Annotated in this window: 20 protein-coding genes; 17 read left to right on the top strand and 3 right to left on the bottom strand. The window is 56.6% G+C overall.

Annotated features, from left to right (window positions below; all coding sequences use genetic code 11):
- The first annotated feature begins 1 nt into the window (after position 1).
- The 12 genes from rplR (at position 2) to bfr (ending at position 6,671) form a co-directional block, all read left to right on the top strand.
- Positions 2-352, top strand: a complete 351-nt coding sequence (gene rplR / locus B3I26_RS13630) for a 50S ribosomal protein L18 (RefSeq protein WP_037017727.1) — start codon at positions 2-4, stop codon at positions 350-352.
- A gap of 3 nt (positions 353-355) precedes the next feature.
- A complete protein-coding gene (gene rpsE / locus B3I26_RS13625) occupies positions 356-856 on the top strand; it encodes a 30S ribosomal protein S5 (RefSeq protein ID WP_093468883.1) in 501 nt (166 codons plus the stop codon).
- A 2-nt stretch (positions 857-858) separates the two neighbouring features.
- Positions 859-1,035, top strand: coding sequence for a 50S ribosomal protein L30 (rpmD, locus tag B3I26_RS13620; protein ID WP_028621547.1), 177 nt, complete (start codon positions 859-861; stop codon positions 1,033-1,035).
- 3 nt (positions 1,036-1,038) lie between these two features.
- Complete coding sequence (rplO, locus tag B3I26_RS13615) at positions 1,039-1,470, top strand: 50S ribosomal protein L15 (protein WP_296258310.1); 432 nt, start codon at positions 1,039-1,041, stop codon at positions 1,468-1,470.
- Positions 1,471-2,802, top strand: coding sequence for a preprotein translocase subunit SecY (gene secY / locus B3I26_RS13610; protein WP_062384496.1), 1,332 nt, complete (start codon positions 1,471-1,473; stop codon positions 2,800-2,802). It begins immediately after the preceding gene.
- A gap of 28 nt (positions 2,803-2,830) precedes the next feature.
- On the top strand, positions 2,831-2,947 hold the full coding sequence (gene rpmJ, locus B3I26_RS13605; RefSeq protein ID WP_002555468.1) for a 50S ribosomal protein L36: 117 nt from the start codon (positions 2,831-2,833) through the stop codon (positions 2,945-2,947).
- 131 nt (positions 2,948-3,078) lie between these two features.
- Positions 3,079-3,435 carry a 30S ribosomal protein S13 gene (gene rpsM, locus B3I26_RS13600; RefSeq protein ID WP_004883692.1) on the top strand — a complete coding sequence of 119 codons (357 nt, stop codon included), beginning with the start codon at positions 3,079-3,081 and terminating at the stop codon, positions 3,433-3,435.
- A gap of 30 nt (positions 3,436-3,465) precedes the next feature.
- On the top strand, positions 3,466-3,855 hold the full coding sequence (gene rpsK / locus B3I26_RS13595) for a 30S ribosomal protein S11 (RefSeq protein WP_002555466.1): 390 nt from the start codon (positions 3,466-3,468) through the stop codon (positions 3,853-3,855).
- An 18-nt stretch (positions 3,856-3,873) separates the two neighbouring features.
- Complete coding sequence (rpsD, locus tag B3I26_RS13590) at positions 3,874-4,494, top strand: 30S ribosomal protein S4 (RefSeq protein ID WP_002555465.1); 621 nt, start codon at positions 3,874-3,876, stop codon at positions 4,492-4,494.
- Between the two features lie 22 nt (positions 4,495-4,516).
- Positions 4,517-5,518, top strand: a complete 1,002-nt coding sequence (locus B3I26_RS13585) for a DNA-directed RNA polymerase subunit alpha (protein WP_007970428.1) — start codon at positions 4,517-4,519, stop codon at positions 5,516-5,518.
- Between the two features lie 42 nt (positions 5,519-5,560).
- Positions 5,561-5,947 (top strand): 50S ribosomal protein L17, encoded by a 387-nt coding sequence (gene rplQ / locus B3I26_RS13580; RefSeq protein WP_296258309.1) that lies wholly within the window; start codon positions 5,561-5,563, stop codon positions 5,945-5,947.
- 259 nt (positions 5,948-6,206) lie between these two features.
- Entirely contained in the window at positions 6,207-6,671 is a 465-nt protein-coding gene (bfr, locus tag B3I26_RS13575; protein ID WP_296258308.1) for a bacterioferritin, read from the top strand.
- 72 nt (positions 6,672-6,743) lie between these two features.
- Here bfr and uvrA read toward each other — a convergent pair whose 3' ends face one another.
- Positions 6,744-9,578, bottom strand: a complete 2,835-nt coding sequence (gene uvrA / locus B3I26_RS13570; protein WP_296258306.1) for an excinuclease ABC subunit UvrA — start codon at positions 9,576-9,578, stop codon at positions 6,744-6,746.
- 189 nt (positions 9,579-9,767) lie between these two features.
- Between uvrA and B3I26_RS13565 the strand changes: the two genes are divergently transcribed.
- The 4 genes from B3I26_RS13565 to B3I26_RS13550 all read left to right on the top strand — a co-directional run bounded on the left by B3I26_RS13565 (position 9,768) and on the right by B3I26_RS13550 (position 14,227).
- A complete protein-coding gene (locus B3I26_RS13565) occupies positions 9,768-11,162 on the top strand; it encodes an MFS transporter (protein ID WP_296258305.1) in 1,395 nt (464 codons plus the stop codon).
- Between the two features lie 9 nt (positions 11,163-11,171).
- Positions 11,172-11,705 (top strand): single-stranded DNA-binding protein, encoded by a 534-nt coding sequence (locus B3I26_RS13560; protein WP_296258304.1) that lies wholly within the window; start codon positions 11,172-11,174, stop codon positions 11,703-11,705.
- A gap of 446 nt (positions 11,706-12,151) precedes the next feature.
- Positions 12,152-13,627 carry a catalase KatB gene (gene katB / locus B3I26_RS13555; protein ID WP_296258339.1) on the top strand — a complete coding sequence of 492 codons (1,476 nt, stop codon included), beginning with the start codon at positions 12,152-12,154 and terminating at the stop codon, positions 13,625-13,627.
- A 57-nt stretch (positions 13,628-13,684) separates the two neighbouring features.
- A complete protein-coding gene (locus B3I26_RS13550; RefSeq protein ID WP_296258303.1) occupies positions 13,685-14,227 on the top strand; it encodes an ankyrin repeat domain-containing protein in 543 nt (180 codons plus the stop codon).
- A 66-nt stretch (positions 14,228-14,293) separates the two neighbouring features.
- Here B3I26_RS13550 and B3I26_RS13545 read toward each other — a convergent pair whose 3' ends face one another.
- Both B3I26_RS13545 and B3I26_RS13540 read right to left on the bottom strand, forming a co-directional pair.
- A complete protein-coding gene (locus B3I26_RS13545; protein WP_296258301.1) occupies positions 14,294-14,770 on the bottom strand; it encodes a nuclear transport factor 2 family protein in 477 nt (158 codons plus the stop codon).
- 57 nt (positions 14,771-14,827) lie between these two features.
- Positions 14,828-15,397, bottom strand: a complete 570-nt coding sequence (locus B3I26_RS13540; protein ID WP_296258299.1) for a TetR/AcrR family transcriptional regulator — start codon at positions 15,395-15,397, stop codon at positions 14,828-14,830.
- A 223-nt stretch (positions 15,398-15,620) separates the two neighbouring features.
- On the opposite strand from B3I26_RS13540, the gene B3I26_RS13535 reads away from it, so the two are divergent.
- Positions 15,621-17,747, top strand: coding sequence for a mechanosensitive ion channel family protein (locus B3I26_RS13535; RefSeq protein WP_296258337.1), 2,127 nt, complete (start codon positions 15,621-15,623; stop codon positions 17,745-17,747).
- The last annotated feature ends 45 nt before the right edge of the window (positions 17,748-17,792 follow it).

Below are 17,792 nucleotides of genomic sequence, written 5' to 3'. Positions count from 1 at the left end.
AATGACCGTCAAAAAAGTTACCCGACTGCGTCGCGCTCGCAAAGCACGCCTGAAAATGCACGAACTCGAAGTCGTGCGTCTCTGCGTGTACCGCTCTTCGCAGCACATTTATGCCCAGGTCATTTCGGCCGACGGCAGCAAGGTCCTGGCAAATGCCTCGACTTTGGACAAAGAACTGCGTGATGGCGCCACTGGCAACATCGACGCGGCCACTAAAGTTGGCCAGCTGATCGCTGAGCGTGCGAAAGCCGCCGGTGTATCGCAAGTGGCTTTTGATCGTTCTGGCTTCAAGTACCACGGTCGCGTCAAGGCGCTGGCTGATGCTGCTCGTGAAGGCGGGCTGGAGTTCTAAGTTATGGCAAATAACGACCAAAAACGCGACGAAGGCTACATCGAGAAGCTGGTTCAGGTTAATCGCGTAGCAAAAACCGTAAAAGGCGGCCGTATCTTCACTTTCACCGCGTTGACCGTGGTTGGTGATGGTAAGGGCCGTGTTGGCTTCGGCCGTGGCAAGTCGCGTGAAGTGCCTGCTGCGATCCAGAAGGCAATGGAAGCTGCTCGTCGCAATATGATCCAAGTTGATCTGAACGGCACAACTCTGCAGTACGCCATGAAGTCCGCACACGGCGCTTCTAAGGTCTACATGCAGCCTGCTTCTGAAGGTACTGGCATCATCGCTGGCGGCGCAATGCGTGCCGTTCTTGAGGTTGCTGGCGTTCAGAACGTGTTGGCCAAGTGCTACGGCTCGACCAACCCGGTCAACGTTGTTCACGCAACGTTCAAGGGTTTGAAGGCCATGCAGTCTCCTGAGTCGATCGCTGCCAAGCGCGGCCTGAACGTTGAGGAGATCATCTGATCATGGCTACCGTTAAAGTTACTTTGATCAAAAGCATGACCGGCCGCATCCCTAACCACAAATTGTGCGTTAAGGGTCTGGGTCTGCGTCGCATCGGTCACACTGTAGAAGTCGTTGATACCCCGGAAAACCGTGGGATGATCAATAAGGCTTACTACATGCTGCGAGTCGAGGGTTAATCGATGAAACTCAATGATCTGAGTCCAGCGCCGGGTTCCCGTCGCGAGAAGCATCGTCCGGGCCGTGGTATCGGTAGTGGTTTGGGTAAAACCGGTGGCCGCGGCCACAAAGGTCAAACCTCCCGTTCCGGTGGCACCATCGCTCCGGGCTTCGAAGGCGGCCAACAGCCGTTGCATCGTCGTCTGCCTAAGTTCGGTTTCGTCTCTTTGAAAGCTATGGATCGTGCAGAAGTTCGCACTTCCGAGCTGGCTAAAGTGGAAGGCGTCGTAACTGTGCAGTCCCTGAAGGATGCGAACGTGATCAACCAAAACGTACAGCGCGTGAAAATCATGCTGTCCGGTGAGGTTACTCGCGCAGTCATCCTTAAAGGTATCGCAGCCACCAAAGGTGCGCGTGCGGCTATCGAAGCAGCTGGCGGCAAGTTCGAGGAATAAATGGCTAAGCAAGGTGCTCTCTCAGCGCTCAGCAAAAGCGGCGGGTTGTCCGAGCTCTGGGCTCGTCTGCGTTTTCTGTTCCTGGCGATTATCGTCTATCGGATCGGTGCGCATATCCCAGTTCCAGGTATTAACCCTGACCGGCTGGCGGACCTGTTTCGACAGAATGAGGGGACCATTCTTAGCTTGTTCAACATGTTTTCCGGTGGCGCACTGGAGCGCATGAGCATTTTTGCACTGGGGATCATGCCGTACATTTCGGCATCGATCATCATGCAGCTCATGACCGCTGTCAGTCCGCAACTGGAGCAGTTGAAGAAGGAAGGTGAGGCTGGTCGTCGCAAGATCAGTCAATACACCCGCTATGGCACCGTCGTCCTGGCACTGGTTCAAGCTATTGGTATGTCCATTGGTTTGGCCGGTCAGGGCGTTGCTTTTTCTGCAGATATCGGCTTCCACTTCGTGGCGGTCACCACCTTTGTGGCTGGTGCGCTGTTCATGATGTGGCTGGGCGAGCAGATCACTGAGCGCGGTGTTGGTAACGGTATCTCGATGTTGATTTTTTCGGGTATCGTCGCCGGTCTTCCGAGAGCGATCGGGCAGTCTTTCGAGTCTGCACGTCAAGGTGATATCAACATTTTCGCTTTGGTCGCCATCGGTTTGCTGGCAGTAGCGATCATCGGTTTCGTGGTGTTCATTGAGCGTGGTCAGCGTCGTATCGCTGTTCACTACGCCAAGCGTCAGCAGGGCCGCAAGGTCTTCGCAGCGCAGACAAGCCACTTGCCTTTGAAAGTGAACATGGCTGGTGTAATTCCGGCCATTTTTGCGAGCAGCATCTTGCTGTTTCCGGCTTCGTTGGGTGCCTGGTTCGGTCAGTCTGAAGGTATGGGCTGGTTACAGGACATCTCGCAGTCGATCGCTCCTGGTCAGCCGTTGAATATTCTGCTGTTTAGTGCAGGGATTATTTTCTTCTGCTTCTTCTATACGGCGTTGATGTTCAATCCGAAAGACGTAGCGGAAAACCTGAAGAAGTCCGGTGCCTTTATTCCGGGCATTCGTCCTGGTGAGCAGTCTGCACGCTATATCGATGGCGTTCTGACTCGACTGACCATGTTCGGTGCTCTTTATATGATGGCCGTGTGCCTGCTGCCCCAGTTTCTGGTGGTTGCGGCAAACGTGCCGTTCTACCTTGGCGGGACCTCGTTGCTGATCGTGGTCGTGGTTGTGATGGACTTCATGTCCCAAGTGCAATCTCACCTCGTTTCGCACCAGTATGAATCCCTGATGAAGAAAGCCAACCTGAAGGGCTACGGCAGCGGCATGCTGCGCTGAAGCACCCATAAGGTTCGAGGAGTTGGTGATGAAAGTTCGTGCATCGGTGAAAAAGCTGTGCCGTAACTGCAAGATTATTCGCCGCGAAGGTGTTGTTCGAGTAATTTGCAGCGCGGAACCACGTCACAAACAGCGCCAAGGCTGAGTGTGATCTGTGCTAAAAGCCCAGCAGCTAGTGCGCTGCTGGGTTGATTATTTGTTATTACAGCGATATTATCTCGCGCCCTATTTCTTGGCTTCCGGGGCGTAGGTAGCTGTCAATTGGAGTCCCACTGAATGGCCCGTATTGCAGGCGTTAACATTCCAGATAACAAGCATACTGTTATCTCGCTGACCTACATCTATGGTGTTGGTCGCACGACTGCACAGAAAATCTGTGCTACCACCGGGGTTAACCCGGCGGCAAAGATCAAAGATCTGAGCGATGAGCAGATTGAACAGCTGCGTGGCGAAGTCGCGAAGTTCACCACTGAAGGTGACCTGCGTCGCGAAATCAACATGAAAATCAAGCGCTTGATGGACCTCGGTTGCTACCGCGGTCTGCGTCATCGTCGCGGTCTTCCAGTGCGCGGTCAGCGTACCAAGACCAACGCGCGTACCCGTAAAGGTCCGCGTAAGCCGATCCGCAAGTAATCGCCCCAGCGAATCGACAGGAATTAAATCATGGCAAAACCTGCTGCTCGTCCTCGTAAAAAAGTTAAAAAGACAGTGGTTGATGGCATCGCCCACATCCATGCATCTTTTAACAACACCATCGTGACCATTACCGACCGTCAAGGCAACGCTCTTTCCTGGGCTACCTCTGGTGGTTCGGGTTTCCGCGGTTCCCGCAAGTCCACCCCGTTCGCTGCTCAAGTAGCTGCTGAGCGTGCTGGTCAAGCTGCGCTGGAATACGGCCTGAAAAACCTCGACGTTAACGTCAAGGGTCCAGGTCCGGGTCGTGAATCCGCTGTCCGTGCATTGAACGGCTGTGGCTACAAGATCGCCAGCATCACCGACGTGACGCCAATCCCGCATAACGGGTGCCGTCCGCCGAAGAAGCGCCGCGTGTAATCCAGGAGATTGTAAAGAATGGCTCGTTACATTGGTCCAAAATGCAAACTCGCTCGTCGCGAAGGCACCGATCTCTTCCTGAAGAGCGGCGTGCGCGCTATCGAATCGAAGTGCAACATTGAAGCAGCACCTGGTATCCACGGCCAACGCCGCGGTCGCCAGTCCGACTACGGCACCCAGCTTCGCGAGAAGCAGAAAGTCCGTCGTATCTATGGCGTTCTCGAGCGTCAGTTCAGCGGTTACTACAAAGAAGCTGCCGGCAAGAAAGGCGCTACTGGTGAGAACCTGCTGCAGCTGCTCGAATGCCGTCTGGACAACGTCGTCTACCGTATGGGCTTCGGTTCCACTCGTGCCGAATCGCGTCAATTGGTATCGCATAAGTCGGTTAGCGTGAACGGCAAAACCGTTAACGTTCCGTCCTACCAGGTTCGTGCTGGTGATGTGGTCGCTATTCGCGAAAAGGCGAAGAACCAGCTGCGTATCGTCCAGGCTCTCGATCTGTGTGCCCAACGTGGCCGCGTAGAATGGGTAGAAGTAGACACTGAAAAGAAATCTGGCGTTTTCAAAAACGTTCCAGCTCGCAGTGATCTGTCCGCCGACATCAACGAAAGCCTGATTGTCGAGCTCTACTCCAAGTAAGGGCTAGAAAATAGGTGCATCCATGCAGATTTCGGTAAATGAGTTCCTGACACCTCGTCACATTGATGTACAGGTTGTCAGTCCAACCCGCGCCAAGATCACTCTCGAGCCTCTCGAGCGTGGTTTCGGCCATACCCTGGGCAACGCGCTGCGCCGCATCCTGTTGTCCTCCATGCCCGGCTGTGCAGTAGTCGAGGCCGAGATTGACGGTGTGCTCCACGAGTACAGCGCCATCGAAGGTGTACAGGAAGATGTCATTGAAATCCTGTTGAACCTTAAAGGTCTGGCTATCAAGCTGCACGGTCGAGACGAAGTTACGCTGACCTTGTCGAAGAAGGGTTCGGGGGTGGTTACCGCTGCCGATATTCAGCTGGATCATGATGTCGAGATCGTTAACCCCGATCACGTAATCGCTAACCTGGCGTCTAACGGCGCCCTGAACATGAAGCTCGTAGTAGCTCGTGGTCGCGGTTATGAACCAGCAGACTCGCGTCAGAGCGATGAAGACGAAAGCCGCAGCATCGGTCGTTTGCAGCTTGACTCTTCGTTCAGTCCAGTTCGTCGTATCGCCTACGTGGTGGAAAACGCCCGTGTCGAACAGCGTACTAACCTGGACAAGCTGGTTATTGATCTGGAAACCAACGGTACTCTGGATCCTGAAGAGGCTATCCGTCGTGCAGCAACCATTCTGCAACAGCAGTTGGCTGCGTTCGTCGACCTCAAAGGTGACAGCGAACCTGTTGTAGTCGAACAGGAAGACGAGATCGATCCGATCCTGCTTCGTCCGGTTGACGATTTGGAACTGACCGTGCGTTCGGCCAACTGCCTTAAGGCGGAGAACATTTACTACATTGGTGACCTGATTCAGCGCACTGAAGTGGAACTGTTGAAGACTCCGAACCTGGGCAAGAAATCCTTGACTGAAATCAAGGACGTTCTGGCTTCTCGTGGTCTCTCCCTCGGCATGCGCCTCGACAACTGGCCGCCTGCAAGTCTTAAGAAGGACGACAAGGCGACTGCCTGATCGTCGTAATCACCGAACGTTGTGTTTGGTAAGGAATGAACCATGCGTCATCGTAAAAGTGGACGTCACCTGAGCCGTACCAGCTCTCACCGCAAGGCCATGTTCCAAAACATGGCGGTGTCGTTGTTCGAGCACGAGCTGATCAAAACGACCCTGCCGAAAGCCAAGGAACTGCGTCGCGTTGCCGAGCCGCTGATCACCCTGGCCAAGACTGACAGCGTTGCTAATCGTCGTCTGGCTTTCGACCGTACTCGTTCGAAAGAAATGGTCGGTAAACTGTTCAACGATCTGGGCAAGCGCTATGCAACCCGTGAGGGTGGCTATCTGCGTATCCTGAAGTGCGGTTTCCGCGCTGGCGACAACGCGCCTATGGCGTACGTCGAGCTGGTTGATCGTCCTATCGGTGGTTCTGTAGAAGCCGCTGAATAAGACATCTGTCTTCACAAAGAACCGGGCCTAGCGCCCGGTTTTTTGTTTTTACAACTTGCCTAAATACAACGCGTTATCACTTAAGCTGCACAGTTATTGCGCTAATTCTTAGTGATAAAGAGAACTCACCTCATTTACCTTGTTTTTCGACACCAAATGTCAGGAAATCACGTTTTTTCGTTAGTTTTCTGCTTTTAGTCGGTGACCTTCCCGCGAGGTTGGTTCAGACTATCGCCTTTCGAGAAGGAGATTTACGGCAATGCAAGGCCACCCGGACGTCATCGATTACCTCAACACGCTGCTGACCGGCGAGCTGGCTGCGCGCGACCAGTACTTCGTCCACTCACGGATGTACGAGGACTGGGGTTTCAGTAAGTTGTATGAGCGGATCAACCACGAAATGGAAGAAGAGGCCCAACACGCTGATGCGTTGATGCGCCGCATCCTTATGTTGGAAGGTACGCCGCGTATGCGCCCGGACGATCTGGACGTTGGCACCACTGTCCCTGAGATGCTCGCTAGCGATCTTCGCCTGGAGTACAAGGTCCGTGCCGCGCTTTGCAAAGGCATCGCTCTTTGTGAGCAGCACAAGGACTATGTGAGCCGCGACATTCTTCGTGTTCAGCTGGCAGACACTGAAGAAGACCATACCTATTGGCTCGAAAAGCAGATGGGCCTGATCAAGTCCATCGGACTGGAAAATTACCTGCAGTCGCAGTTCTGATTCGGCAAAGAAAAGCCCCTGTCATGATCATCATGACAGGGGCTTTTTTCATCCTGCTTCTTCTAAACTCTATCAGGCGCGATCGCGCTCCAGCAGTGGTTTAAGGTAGTGACCCGTATAGGACTGCTTCATCTCTGCAACCTGTTCCGGGGTCCCGGTTGCGATGATCTGGCCACCTTTCGAACCGCCCTCCGGCCCGAGATCAACAAGCCAGTCCGCCGTCTTGATGACGTCCAGGTTATGCTCGATCACCACCACGGTATTGCCGTGATCACGCAAGCGATGCAGAACGTCCAGCAGTTGTTGGATATCGGCAAAGTGCAGACCGGTCGTCGGTTCATCAAGGATGTACAGCGTTTTGCCCGTATCGCGTTTGGAAAGCTCGCGAGAGAGTTTGACCCGCTGCGCTTCGCCGCCTGATAACGTAGTGGCGGACTGGCCCAGCTTGATGTATGACAGGCCTACGTCCATGAGCGTTTGCAGCTTGCGCGCCAGCGCGGGAACCGCGTCAAAGAAGGCGCGTGCCTCTTCGATGGTCATCTCCAGCACTTCGTGAATGCTTTTGCCCTTGTATTTGATTTCCAGGGTTTCGCGGTTATAGCGTTTGCTCTTGCACACGTCACACGGCACGTAGATGTCTGGCAGGAAGTGCATTTCGACCTTGATCAGGCCATCGCCCTGGCACGCTTCACAACGACCGCCCTTGACGTTGAACGAGAAACGACCTGGGCCGTAGCCACGTGAGCGGGATTCTGGCACACCGGCGAACAACTCTCGAATCGGCGTGAACAGCCCTGTGTAGGTCGCCGGGTTAGAGCGTGGGGTGCGGCCAATCGGGCTCTGGTCGATGTCGACTACCTTGTCCAGATGTTGCAAACCGTCGATGCTGTCATGCGTCGCCGCTTCCAGCGTGGTCGCGCCGTTAAGTGCGGTGGCACTCAGCGGAAACAGCGTGTTGTTAATCAGCGTCGATTTGCCAGAGCCGGAAACTCCCGTCACGCACGTAAGCAACCCGATCGGGATCTCCAGATCGACGTCACGCAAGTTGTTCCCGCGCGCGCCTTTAAGTTTCAGGGACATCTTCTTGTTGCGCGGCGTGCGCTTGCCGGGTACTTCGATCTTCACACGGCCGGACAAATACTTGCCGGTAAGCGAGTCCGGGTGATCCATGACTTCTTGTGGCGTACCCTCAGCGACGATGCTGCCGCCATGTACGCCTGCTCCCGGGCCGATGTCCACCACGTAGTCCGCCAAGCGGATCGCGTCTTCGTCGTGCTCGACGACGATCACGGTGTTGCCGATATCCCGCAGGTGACGCAAGGTATCCAGCAACCTGTCGTTGTCACGCTGATGCAAGCCGATGGACGGCTCGTCGAGGATGTACATGACGCCCACAAGGCCCGCACCGATCTGGCTGGCAAGGCGGATGCGCTGAGCTTCCCCGCCGGACAGCGTGTCCGCGCTTCGATCAAGAGTGAGGTAGTCCAGACCAACGTTGACCAGGAACTGCAAGCGTTCGCGAATTTCCTTGAGAATCTTGTCAGCGATCTCGCCGCGACGGCCCGTCAGCTTTAACTCGCCGAAGTAGTCAGTGGCGTCACCGATGGGCAGGTTGGTTACCGCTGGCAGCGTTTTCTCGCCGACCCAGACATGTCGCGCCTCCCGCCGCAGGCGCGTGCCACGGCAGTCAGGGCACGGCTGAGTGCTCAGAAACTTGGCCAGTTCTTCACGTACGGTCACTGACTCGGTTTCGCGGTAGCGACGTTCCAGATTGGGGACGATACCTTCGAATGGATGCGCACGTTTGACGATGTCGCCGCGATCATTCAGGTAGCGGAAATCGACGTTCTGACTGCCGCTGCCGCTCAACAGGACTTTCTGCTGATCGGCCGGCAGTTTTTTGAAAGGCACCTCAAGACTGAAGCCGTAGTGCTTGGCCAATGAGCCAAGCATCTGGAAGTAATAAACGTTGCGTCGGTCCCAGCCGCGGATGGCGCCCTCGGCGAGCGTCAATTCCCCATTGACCAGGCGTTTGATATCAAAGAACTGTTTCACGCCCAGGCCGTCGCACGTCGGGCATGCGCCTGCCGGGTTGTTGAAGGAAAACAGCTTGGGCTCCAGCTCACTGATCGCATGACCGCAGATTGGGCAGGCGAAGCGCGCGGAGAAGATCATCTCTTCACCTGGCTCATCGTCCATCGGCGCTACCAGCGCGATGCCGTCGGCTAGCTTCAGCGCGGTCTCGAAAGACTCTGCCAGACGTTGCTGCAGGTCGGAGCGCACTTTGAAACGGTCCACGACCACATCAATGGAATGCTTCTTCTGCTTGTCCAGCTTCGGCAACTCGTCGAGTTCGCAAAGCCTACCGTTGACCCTTGCACGCACGAAACCTTGGGCGCGCAACTCTTCGAAGACGGCGAGATGCTCGCCCTTGCGCTCACGCACGACCGGCGCGAGCAACATCAGTTTGCTGCCTTCCGGTTCGGCCAGTACCAGGTCGACCATCTGACTGACGGTTTGCGCCTCGAGCGGAATGTCATGATCCGGGCAGCGAGGCTGACCGACGCGCGCATAGAGCAGACGCAGATAGTCATAGATCTCGGTAATGGTGCCGACAGTCGAGCGCGGGTTATGGGACGTGGATTTCTGTTCGATGGAGATCGCTGGCGACAAACCTTCGATGGTGTCGACGTCAGGCTTCTCCATCATCGACAGGAACTGGCGCGCATAGGCGGACAGCGACTCGACATACCGGCGCTGGCCTTCGGCGTAGAGCGTGTCAAATGCCAGCGATGATTTGCCCGAACCGGAAAGCCCGGTTATGACGATCAGCTTGTCGCGCGGCAGGGTAAGGTCGATGTTTTTCAGGTTGTGGGTTCGAGCCCCACGAATCAGGATCTTGTCCAAGGTGGCCTCGCACGGCGGGCGTCAAAACGCAGGAGTATACGGCCAAATACTGGATGGATGCACACTATTGAAAAGCGCCAAGCCCTATCTGCGAAAAAACAAATTTCCCGCGATGCGCGGCAAAGCGTCGTATGTGCTGTACATCGATGGGACTGGTAGAATCGCCGCCGGTTCACATGAGGTTCTTCCATGTACGATTCTCACAGCGAGCGCATGAGTGGCAGCGAAACCCGCGCGGCGGGCGGTCTGGCACTGGTGTTCGCGTTCCGTATGCTTGGCATGTTCATGGTTTTGCCGGTTCTGGCGACCTACGGCATGGGGCTGGCTGGTGCAAGTCCGGCACTTATTGGCCTGGCGATCGGCGCATACGGCCTGACCCAAGCCGTGCTGCAGATCCCCTTTGGCATCATTTCCGATCGCGTTGGCCGGCGTCCGGTCATTTATCTGGGCCTGGTGGTATTTGCACTCGGCAGCGTACTGGCCGCGCAGTCGACATCGATCTGGGGCGTGATTGCCGGTCGAATCCTTCAAGGTGCCGGCGCGATTTCTGCAGCGGTGATGGCGCTCCTTTCCGACCTGACTCGCGAGCAGCACCGTACCAAAGCCATGGCGATGATCGGAATGACCATCGGTGTGTCGTTCGCCATCGCCATGGTGGTCGGTCCGATCCTTACCAGCGCGTTCGGCTTGTCTGGTCTATTCCTTGCTACCGGCGCCATGGCGCTGATTGGCGTCGGGATCGTCGCTTTCGTGGTGCCCAAGTCGACGGTGACCCTTCAGCACCGCGAATCGGGGCTCGCGCGTCAGGCGCTGGGGGCGACGCTTCGTCATCCGGATTTGTTGCGCCTGGATTTGGGTATCTTCGCGTTGCACGCCATGCTGATGTCCAGTTTCGTTGCATTGCCGTTGGCGCTGGTCGAAAAGGCCGGCTTGCCCAAGGAACAGCACTGGTGGGTCTACCTGACAGCGCTGCTGATCTCTTTCTTTGCAATGATCCCTTTCATCATTTACGGCGAAAAAAAGCGTCAGATGAAGCGGATATTGTTGGGTGCAGTCCTGGTGCTGATGCTCACTGAGCTATTCTTCTGGGAGTTCGGCAACACGCTTCGGGCGCTGGTGATCGGTACAGTGGTCTTCTTTACCGCGTTCAATCTGCTGGAGGCCTCGTTGCCTTCGCTGATCAGCAAGGTCTCTCCGGCAGGAGGGAAAGGCACGGCGATGGGGATCTATTCCACCAGCCAGTTCCTTGGCTCCGCGGCGGGTGGCATCCTCGGAGGTTGGCTGTTTCAGCATGGCGGGCTGAGCGTCGTCTTCCTTGGAGGGGCCGGGCTGGCCGCCCTCTGGTTGGCGTTTGCTGTTACCATGCGCGAACCTCCGTACGTGACCAGCCTTCGCTTGCCGTTGTCGCCCGAGGCTCAACGCGACACAGGCCTTGCCGATCGCGTGTTGGCCGTACGTGGAGTAACCGATGCAGTAGTGGTGGCCGATGAAGCGGCTATCTATATCAAATTTGACAAAGAACAGTTGGATCGGGCGTCTTTCGACGAAGTGGTCAATCCAGCGTCGGAAACGTGTGAAGCCTAGGAGAACGTTATGGCCCGTGGGGTTAACAAAGTCATATTGGTCGGCACGTGTGGCCAGGATCCCGAAGTTCGCTACTTGCCTAACGGTAACGCTGTGACCAACCTGAGTCTGGCGACAAGCGAACAGTGGACCGACAAGCAAACCGGTCAGAAAGTCGAAAAGACCGAATGGCACCGCGTTTCAATGTTCGGCAAGGTTGCCGAGATTGCTGGCGAGTATCTGCGTAAAGGTTCGCAGGTCTACATCGAAGGCAAGCTGCAAACCCGTGAGTGGGAAAAAGACGGTATCAAGCGTTACACTACTGAGATCGTCGTAGACATGCAGGGCACCATGCAGCTGCTGGGTGGCCGTCCACAAGGCGACGCTCAACAAGGTCAGGGTAATGGTGGTTATCAGAACTCCGCGCCTCGTCCGCAGCAGTCACGTCCGCAGGCTGCTCCTCAGCCGCAATCTCAGCCGCAGCGTGAGTCGCGTCCCGCTCCGCAGCAGGCTCCTCAGCCAGCGCCTGATTTCGACAGTTTCGATGACGATATTCCGTTCTAGGATATAGCTGAGGCGGTGTTGTAAAGCCTGTCTCCAAGACCCCCGCGCTGCGGGGGGTTTGCGTTTTTTTACCTGGGAAACCCTCACGCAACCATCCCTCGATACAACCGCGACTTCACCCTAGTGGCTAGATGAAGTTTGCTCGCGCCTGCCTTGAAACAGCTGTTTCCTTCGTCGCAAGCCGCACCGCGATGTGCCCGGTGCGCCGCCCGGACAGCGTCCTGCTGATGCACGCCAGGCACTGGAGGCCCTGCCGTGCGCCGCTTCGCACGCGGTTTCGTTCTGGCCCGAATATTCCTCTATCGCACCTATAGCCTCATCCAATTGGGAGCTCGCGCTTGTCGCCACTAGGGTTACGGCCCTGTTCATATCATAAGAACCGTGAGGGATTTACCATGAAAAACAGAACCTTATCCGGGCGCGCTGTCAGCGTATTGGTCCTGAGTATGTTGTTGCCATCAGCCTTTGCTGACACCTTGACTCGCGACAATGGTGCCGCGGTGGGTGATAACCAGAATTCGCAGACTGCTGGCGCCAATGGGCCGGTCCTGCTGCAAGACGTCCAGTTGCTGCAGAAACTTCAACGCTTTGACCGTGAGCGAATCCCGGAGCGCGTCGTGCATGCTCGCGGCACGGGCGTACACGGTGAGTTCGTCGCCTCAAGCAACATCAGCGATTTGAGCAAGGCAAAAGTGTTCACCCCGGGCACCCATACGCCGGTTTTCGTGCGTTTCTCTGCGGTGGTACACGGTAACCATTCTCCAGAAACCCTGCGCGATCCTCGCGGTTTCGCCACCAAGTTCTATACCGCCGACGGCAATTGGGATTTGGTAGGGAACAATTTCCCGACTTTCTTCATTCGTGACGCGATCAAGTTCCCGGACATGGTTCACGCGTTCAAACCAGATCCGCGCACCAACCTGGACAATGACTCGCGGCGTTTCGATTTCTTCTCTCACGTTCCGGAAGCCACGCGAACCCTCACGCAGCTGTACTCCAACGAAGGCACACCGGCGGGCTATCGCTTCATGGACGGCAACGGCGTGCATGCTTACAAGCTGGTTAACGCCAAGGGCGAAGTGCACTACGTGAAATTCCACTGGAAGAGCCTGCAAGGTCTGAAAAACCTGGACCCGGCCCAAGTGGTGCAGACTCAGGGCAAAGACTACGCCCACATGACTCACGATCTGGTCGCTGCCATCGACAAGGGCGACTACCCCAAATGGGACCTGTACATCCAGGTGCTCAAGCCTGAAGACCTGGCCAAGTTCGCTTTCGATCCGCTGGACGCTACCAAGATCTGGCCTGACGTGCCGGAGCAGAAGATCGGCCAGATGGTGCTGAACAAGAACGTGGATAACTTCTTCCAGGAAACCGAACAGGTGGCCATGGCACCTGCCAACGTCGTGCCGGGCATCGAGCCTTCCGAGGACAGGCTGTTGCAAGGTCGGGTGTTCTCCTACGCCGATACGCAGATGTATCGCCTGGGCGCCAACGGCTTGAGCCTGCCTGTTAACCGGCCGCTGGTGACGGTCAACAATGGTAATCAGGACGGTGCGCTCAATAGCGGCCACACCAGCGGAAGCGTGAATTACGAGCCAAGTCGCCTGAATCAGCGGCCGGCCGATGACAACGCGCGCTATAGCCAGATGGCCGTGAGTGGCAAGACCCAGCAGGCGAAGATCCAGCGCGAGCAGAACTTCAAGCAGGCCGGTGACCTGTACCGCTCCTACTCGCCCAAGGAGCAGCAGGACCTGATCAACAGCTTTGGTGAGTCCTTGGCCGATACGGATACTGAAAGCAAGAACATCATGCTTTCGTACCTCTACAAAGCCGACCCCGCCTACGGGACGGGCGTGACCAAAGTCGCCAAAGGTGATTTGGCCAAGGTCAAGCAATTGGCCGCCAACCTTCAGGATTGATCCCTGCGCTCACCGGCCGTGTAGCCACGGCTGGTGATCTTCTACAAGGAAATGGCTATGCGAAATCTCATCCTTGGGATGCTGTCAGCCCTGTTGGCTTCAACCGCCATGGCGGATGACATGCCTGCTCCCGATACCCGCCAGCAACTCCAGGCGTTGTATTTCGAAGCTGCTCGTGAGGGCAGCACCGATCGGCTGGGCGCTTTTATCGATGCTCACTATGACTTGGACACCCGCGATGAAAACGGCTACACCGCGTTGATCCTCGCTGCCTATCACGGCCAACAGGCTGCCGTGGAGCAACTGTTGCAAGCCGGTGCCAACGCGTGTAGTCAGGACAAGCGTGGCAACACTGCGCTGATGGGCGCCATTTTCAAAGGTGAAGTCAGCATCGCGCGCCGGTTGCTCAACGCCGACTGCGCCACCGATGAACGCAATCATTCAGGCCAGACGGCGGCCATGTATGCCGCGCTGTTTCAGCGCAAGGACATTCTTGATGCGTTGGCCGCCAAGGGCGCAGACCTGAACGCACGCGATGCGATGGGCAACGATGTGCGCTCTCTGGAGCAAGGTCGTTTCAGTCCGCCGCCCGTGCGTTGATACACCTACAACGGCCATCGATTTCGCGACTAGCGCCCAGCGTTCCAGGTGAGCGATTGGCTGTGTTTAGAGCCCCAGCTCAGACAAACCTGGATGCTCATCGGGACGGCGCCCCAGCGGCCAGTGGAATTTGCGCTCCGATTCCTTGATCGGCAGGTCGTTGATGCAGGCGAATCGGCGGTGCATCAGACCGTCTTCGGTGAATTCCCAGTTTTCGTTGCCGTACGAGCGGAACCAGTTGCCTGAATTGTCATGCCATTCGTAGGCGTAGCGCACGGCAATGCGGTTGTCGGTGAAGGCCCACAGCTCTTTGATCAAGCGATAGTCGAGTTCCTTTTTCCATTTGCGAGTCAGAAATTCCTTGGCATCTTCGCGGTTGCTGGCGAACTCGGCGCGGTTGCGCCATCGGGTGTCGAGGGTATAGGCCAGGGATACTTTTTCCGGGTCTCGGCTGTTCCAGCCATCTTCGGCCAGGCGGATCTTTTCGATGGCCGTTTCGCGAGTGAAGGGGGGCAGTGGCGGGCGAGTCTGAGCATTGGACATGGCGGAGCCTCCAAGGAAGTTGGATCGTTAAGTAAAGCGTTCTTGAAACTCAGGCTTTTAAAGCGGTGCCTGTTGCAGCAACAACTGTGCAACGTCCCTTGCGCTGTCGGCGGCGCTGTAGTCGCCCATTACGCGGGCGGTGGTGATCGCGCCTTCCATCAGAATCAGCAACTGTCTGGCCAGTGCTGTCGGTTGCTCGATGTCCAGTTGCTCGGTCAGCTCAACGGTGTAGTCGAACAACTTCTGTTTGTGCCGTTTGGCGATCAGCCGGATCGGGTCATCCGGATCGCCAACCTCCCCGGCTGTATTGATGAAGACACAGCCGCGAAAGCCTTCTGATTCGAACCAACTCTTGAGCACGGCGAACATATTCAGGATGCGCGCGTGAGGCGTATCGGCCTTGTTGGATTCGGTCCTGAACCACTGCATCCAGCGCACATCCCGGGCATTGAGCGCCGCGGCAGCGATTTCGTCTTTGGTCGCGAAGTGGCGATAAATGCTTTTTCTGGCGACGCCCGAAGTCTTCACCAACAGGTCCATACCCGTGGCATGAATCCCATTCTGATAGATCAGTTGCTCGGCGGTTGCGAGAATTTTTTCGCGGGTATCGTGGGTTTGTGTGCTCATGGCGCTTACGGTAGAACGATCGTTCTACCGCGTCAAGCGGCATCCAAAAACAGCCGTGTACGTCGGTCGGGGCGCATCGATATGCATTCAGCTTTGCCTTACAGGCGAACTTGCGGGGCGAATATCGATCAGTTTCTCTGGGCCTTGATTCCGCCGTCCCTCATGACTGAAAGGAGTGACCTGCGTTTTGTCGAACTTCAAATCTGTCCTGCTGCTGTGTGTGATGCTCTGCTTCGGCAGCTTCACCGTCCAAGCGGCTGATGCGCCTGCGGCCAGTACCGCACAATCAAGCGCACCGGCTGATCCGCCACCGGCCACCGAGCCTGCCAAACCGGAGATTCTGGTCAAGGGAGGATTGCTCGGCGCCATCAGTTCCAGCATCGATAGCGTGCAAGACAAACTGGATCTGAACGGTCACTTGCTCGATTCCTGGCGCTTGCGTGCCGATCGCGCGGCCGACGAGTTGGGCGCCTTGGTCAACAAACCTTCCGCCCGCTCGCCTTGGGCCATCGCCGGAGATTTCCTGATTCTTTCGTTCGTCTGGATCGGCGCATTCCTGATCCTCAACCGGATTGGGGGATTCGTAGCCAAACGTTTGGCCGGCTATCACCTGTTCCAGAAGTACGGCCGTATCCAGGGCGTACTGGATTATGTGCTGCCATTCACCGTGCCGGCCTTGATCTGTCTGCCCCTGACCTTGTATGTCAGTCATTTCATACCGACATCGGTTGGCCGCGCATTAGCGCTGTGCCTGGCGTACTCCACCAGCAGCGGCATATTTTCTACGTCGGTGCTGATGTCACTGGTCATGCTGTTCAACTCCGGACACAAGCGGCCAGCGGTTCGCATCATTCGTGAGTACGCGCCCCATCCGCTGTTCATCGTGGGATTTTTCGCGGCCTTGAGTGATGCACTTACCAGCCCGCAGATCGTCCGGCAACTGGGTGGCAATGTGACCACCAGTGTCGCCGTGTTTACCGGATTGATGGCCTCCACCATGTTCTGCATGGTGGTGATCCGCATGCGTCGGCCGGTGGCGCACCTGATCCGCAATCGCCCGCTGGACGCTCGGCTGGCGCGACCGGCGGTGCAGCAGACGCTGAAGATTTTCTCGAGCCTGTGGCATCTGCCGATTCTGTTGATGATTCTGGTCTCGGCCGTCAACCTGATCGGGGCAGGCGAGGACAGCCAGGAGGCACTGCGCTGTGCCATTCTCACGACGGTGCTGCTGATCGGGGCGGTATTTCTCAGCACCCTGTTCCAGCACATGTTCAAACCTGCCGAAGCTCACAGCTCAAGTGTTTACAAAGAGCGCCTGCTCAGTCTGCTGCATGCGGTGCTGCGCATCGTGCTGGCGGTGGGTTTCATTGAGTTGCTGGGCAGGATCTGGGGCTTTTCGATGTTTGAGTTTGCCCAGCGCAATGCCTTGGGCAAGGTGATCAGCGATTCGCTGAGCAGCATCGGGATGATTTTCCTGGTGACCTGGCTGCTGTGGGTGGTGATGGATACCGCGATTCAGGAGGCTCTGAAACCCCCGACCAACCATCGCTCCTCACGCCAGCCCAGCACTCGGGTAAAGACCATCCTGCCGCTGCTGCGCAACGCGATGAAAATCGTTTTGGTGGTGATTTGTACGATCACCACCATGGCCAATCTCGGGATCAATGTAGCGCCGCTGTTGGCGGGTGCCGGTGTCGTCGGCCTGGCCATCGGTTTTGGTTCGCAGCAGTTGGTACAGGATGTCATCACCGGCCTGTTCATCATTATCGAGGACACGATTTCCATCGGCGATTGGGTGGTGCTCGATTCCGGCCATGCCGGTACGGTGGAAAGCCTGACCATTCGCACGCTGCGTCTGCGTGACGGTAAGGGTTTCGTGCATTCGGTGCCGTTCGGGCAGATCAAGGCGGTGACCAACCAGTCCCGGCAATTTGCCTATGCGTTCTTCTCGTTCCAGTTCACCTACGACTCGGACGTGGATGCGGCAACTTCGCTGATCCGCGAAGCCGGGCAGGCGATCAGTGACGATTTCCTGCTGGCGAGCAAGCTGCAAGGGCCGCTGGAAGTCTTCGGGCTCGATCGCATGGACATGAACGGGATAGTGATCACTGCTCAATTCCGTACATCGTCGGGCGGGCAGTACGCGGTGAGCCGTGCCTTCAATGACAAGCTCAAGCGCCTTGTGGATAAATCCGACAACGTGAGGTTCGCGCAGACTTATCCACAGTTGATCATGAGTCCTCACAACGGGCAGGCGCCGTTTATGGATGAAGGGGAAGCGCAGCAACCGGTTCCTGGAAAGGCAACCCTGGTCAATAAGGATGGGTCGGAAAGCCCGGTTCGAACGTAGGATTTATTGATCGCTTCGGGCATCTGTAGGCGCGAGCCTGCTCGC

The organism is Pseudomonas sp. UBA5706 (genome assembly GCF_002419965.1).
Lineage (GTDB): Bacteria > Pseudomonadota > Gammaproteobacteria > Pseudomonadales > Pseudomonadaceae > Aquipseudomonas.
The sequence above is the reverse complement of the archived record's forward strand: the minus strand, read 5'-3'. Positions and strand labels throughout refer to the sequence as shown.

Bases quoted from the DNA above. Each gene is read 5' to 3' on its own strand.
- rplR (WP_037017727.1), top strand. From the start codon at position 2: ATGACCGTCAAAAAAGTTACCCGACTGCGTCGCGCTCGCAAAGCACGC.
- rpsE (WP_093468883.1), top strand. From the start codon at position 356: ATGGCAAATAACGACCAAAAACGCGACGAAGGCTACATCGAGAAGCTG.
- rpmD (WP_028621547.1), top strand. From the start codon at position 859: ATGGCTACCGTTAAAGTTACTTTGATCAAAAGCATGACCGGCCGCATC.
- rplO (WP_296258310.1), top strand. From the start codon at position 1,039: ATGAAACTCAATGATCTGAGTCCAGCGCCGGGTTCCCGTCGCGAGAAG.
- secY (WP_062384496.1), top strand. From the start codon at position 1,471: ATGGCTAAGCAAGGTGCTCTCTCAGCGCTCAGCAAAAGCGGCGGGTTG.
- rpmJ (WP_002555468.1), top strand. From the start codon at position 2,831: ATGAAAGTTCGTGCATCGGTGAAAAAGCTGTGCCGTAACTGCAAGATT.
- rpsM (WP_004883692.1), top strand. From the start codon at position 3,079: ATGGCCCGTATTGCAGGCGTTAACATTCCAGATAACAAGCATACTGTT.
- rpsK (WP_002555466.1), top strand. From the start codon at position 3,466: ATGGCAAAACCTGCTGCTCGTCCTCGTAAAAAAGTTAAAAAGACAGTG.
- rpsD (WP_002555465.1), top strand. From the start codon at position 3,874: ATGGCTCGTTACATTGGTCCAAAATGCAAACTCGCTCGTCGCGAAGGC.
- B3I26_RS13585 (WP_007970428.1), top strand. From the start codon at position 4,517: ATGCAGATTTCGGTAAATGAGTTCCTGACACCTCGTCACATTGATGTA.
- rplQ (WP_296258309.1), top strand. From the start codon at position 5,561: ATGCGTCATCGTAAAAGTGGACGTCACCTGAGCCGTACCAGCTCTCAC.
- bfr (WP_296258308.1), top strand. From the start codon at position 6,207: ATGCAAGGCCACCCGGACGTCATCGATTACCTCAACACGCTGCTGACC.
- B3I26_RS13565 (WP_296258305.1), top strand. From the start codon at position 9,768: ATGTACGATTCTCACAGCGAGCGCATGAGTGGCAGCGAAACCCGCGCG.
- B3I26_RS13560 (WP_296258304.1), top strand. From the start codon at position 11,172: ATGGCCCGTGGGGTTAACAAAGTCATATTGGTCGGCACGTGTGGCCAG.
- katB (WP_296258339.1), top strand. From the start codon at position 12,152: ATGTTGTTGCCATCAGCCTTTGCTGACACCTTGACTCGCGACAATGGT.
- B3I26_RS13550 (WP_296258303.1), top strand. From the start codon at position 13,685: ATGCGAAATCTCATCCTTGGGATGCTGTCAGCCCTGTTGGCTTCAACC.
- B3I26_RS13545 (WP_296258301.1), bottom strand. From the start codon at position 14,770: ATGTCCAATGCTCAGACTCGCCCGCCACTGCCCCCCTTCACTCGCGAA.
- B3I26_RS13540 (WP_296258299.1), bottom strand. From the start codon at position 15,397: ATGAGCACACAAACCCACGATACCCGCGAAAAAATTCTCGCAACCGCC.
- B3I26_RS13535 (WP_296258337.1), top strand. From the start codon at position 15,621: ATGCTCTGCTTCGGCAGCTTCACCGTCCAAGCGGCTGATGCGCCTGCG.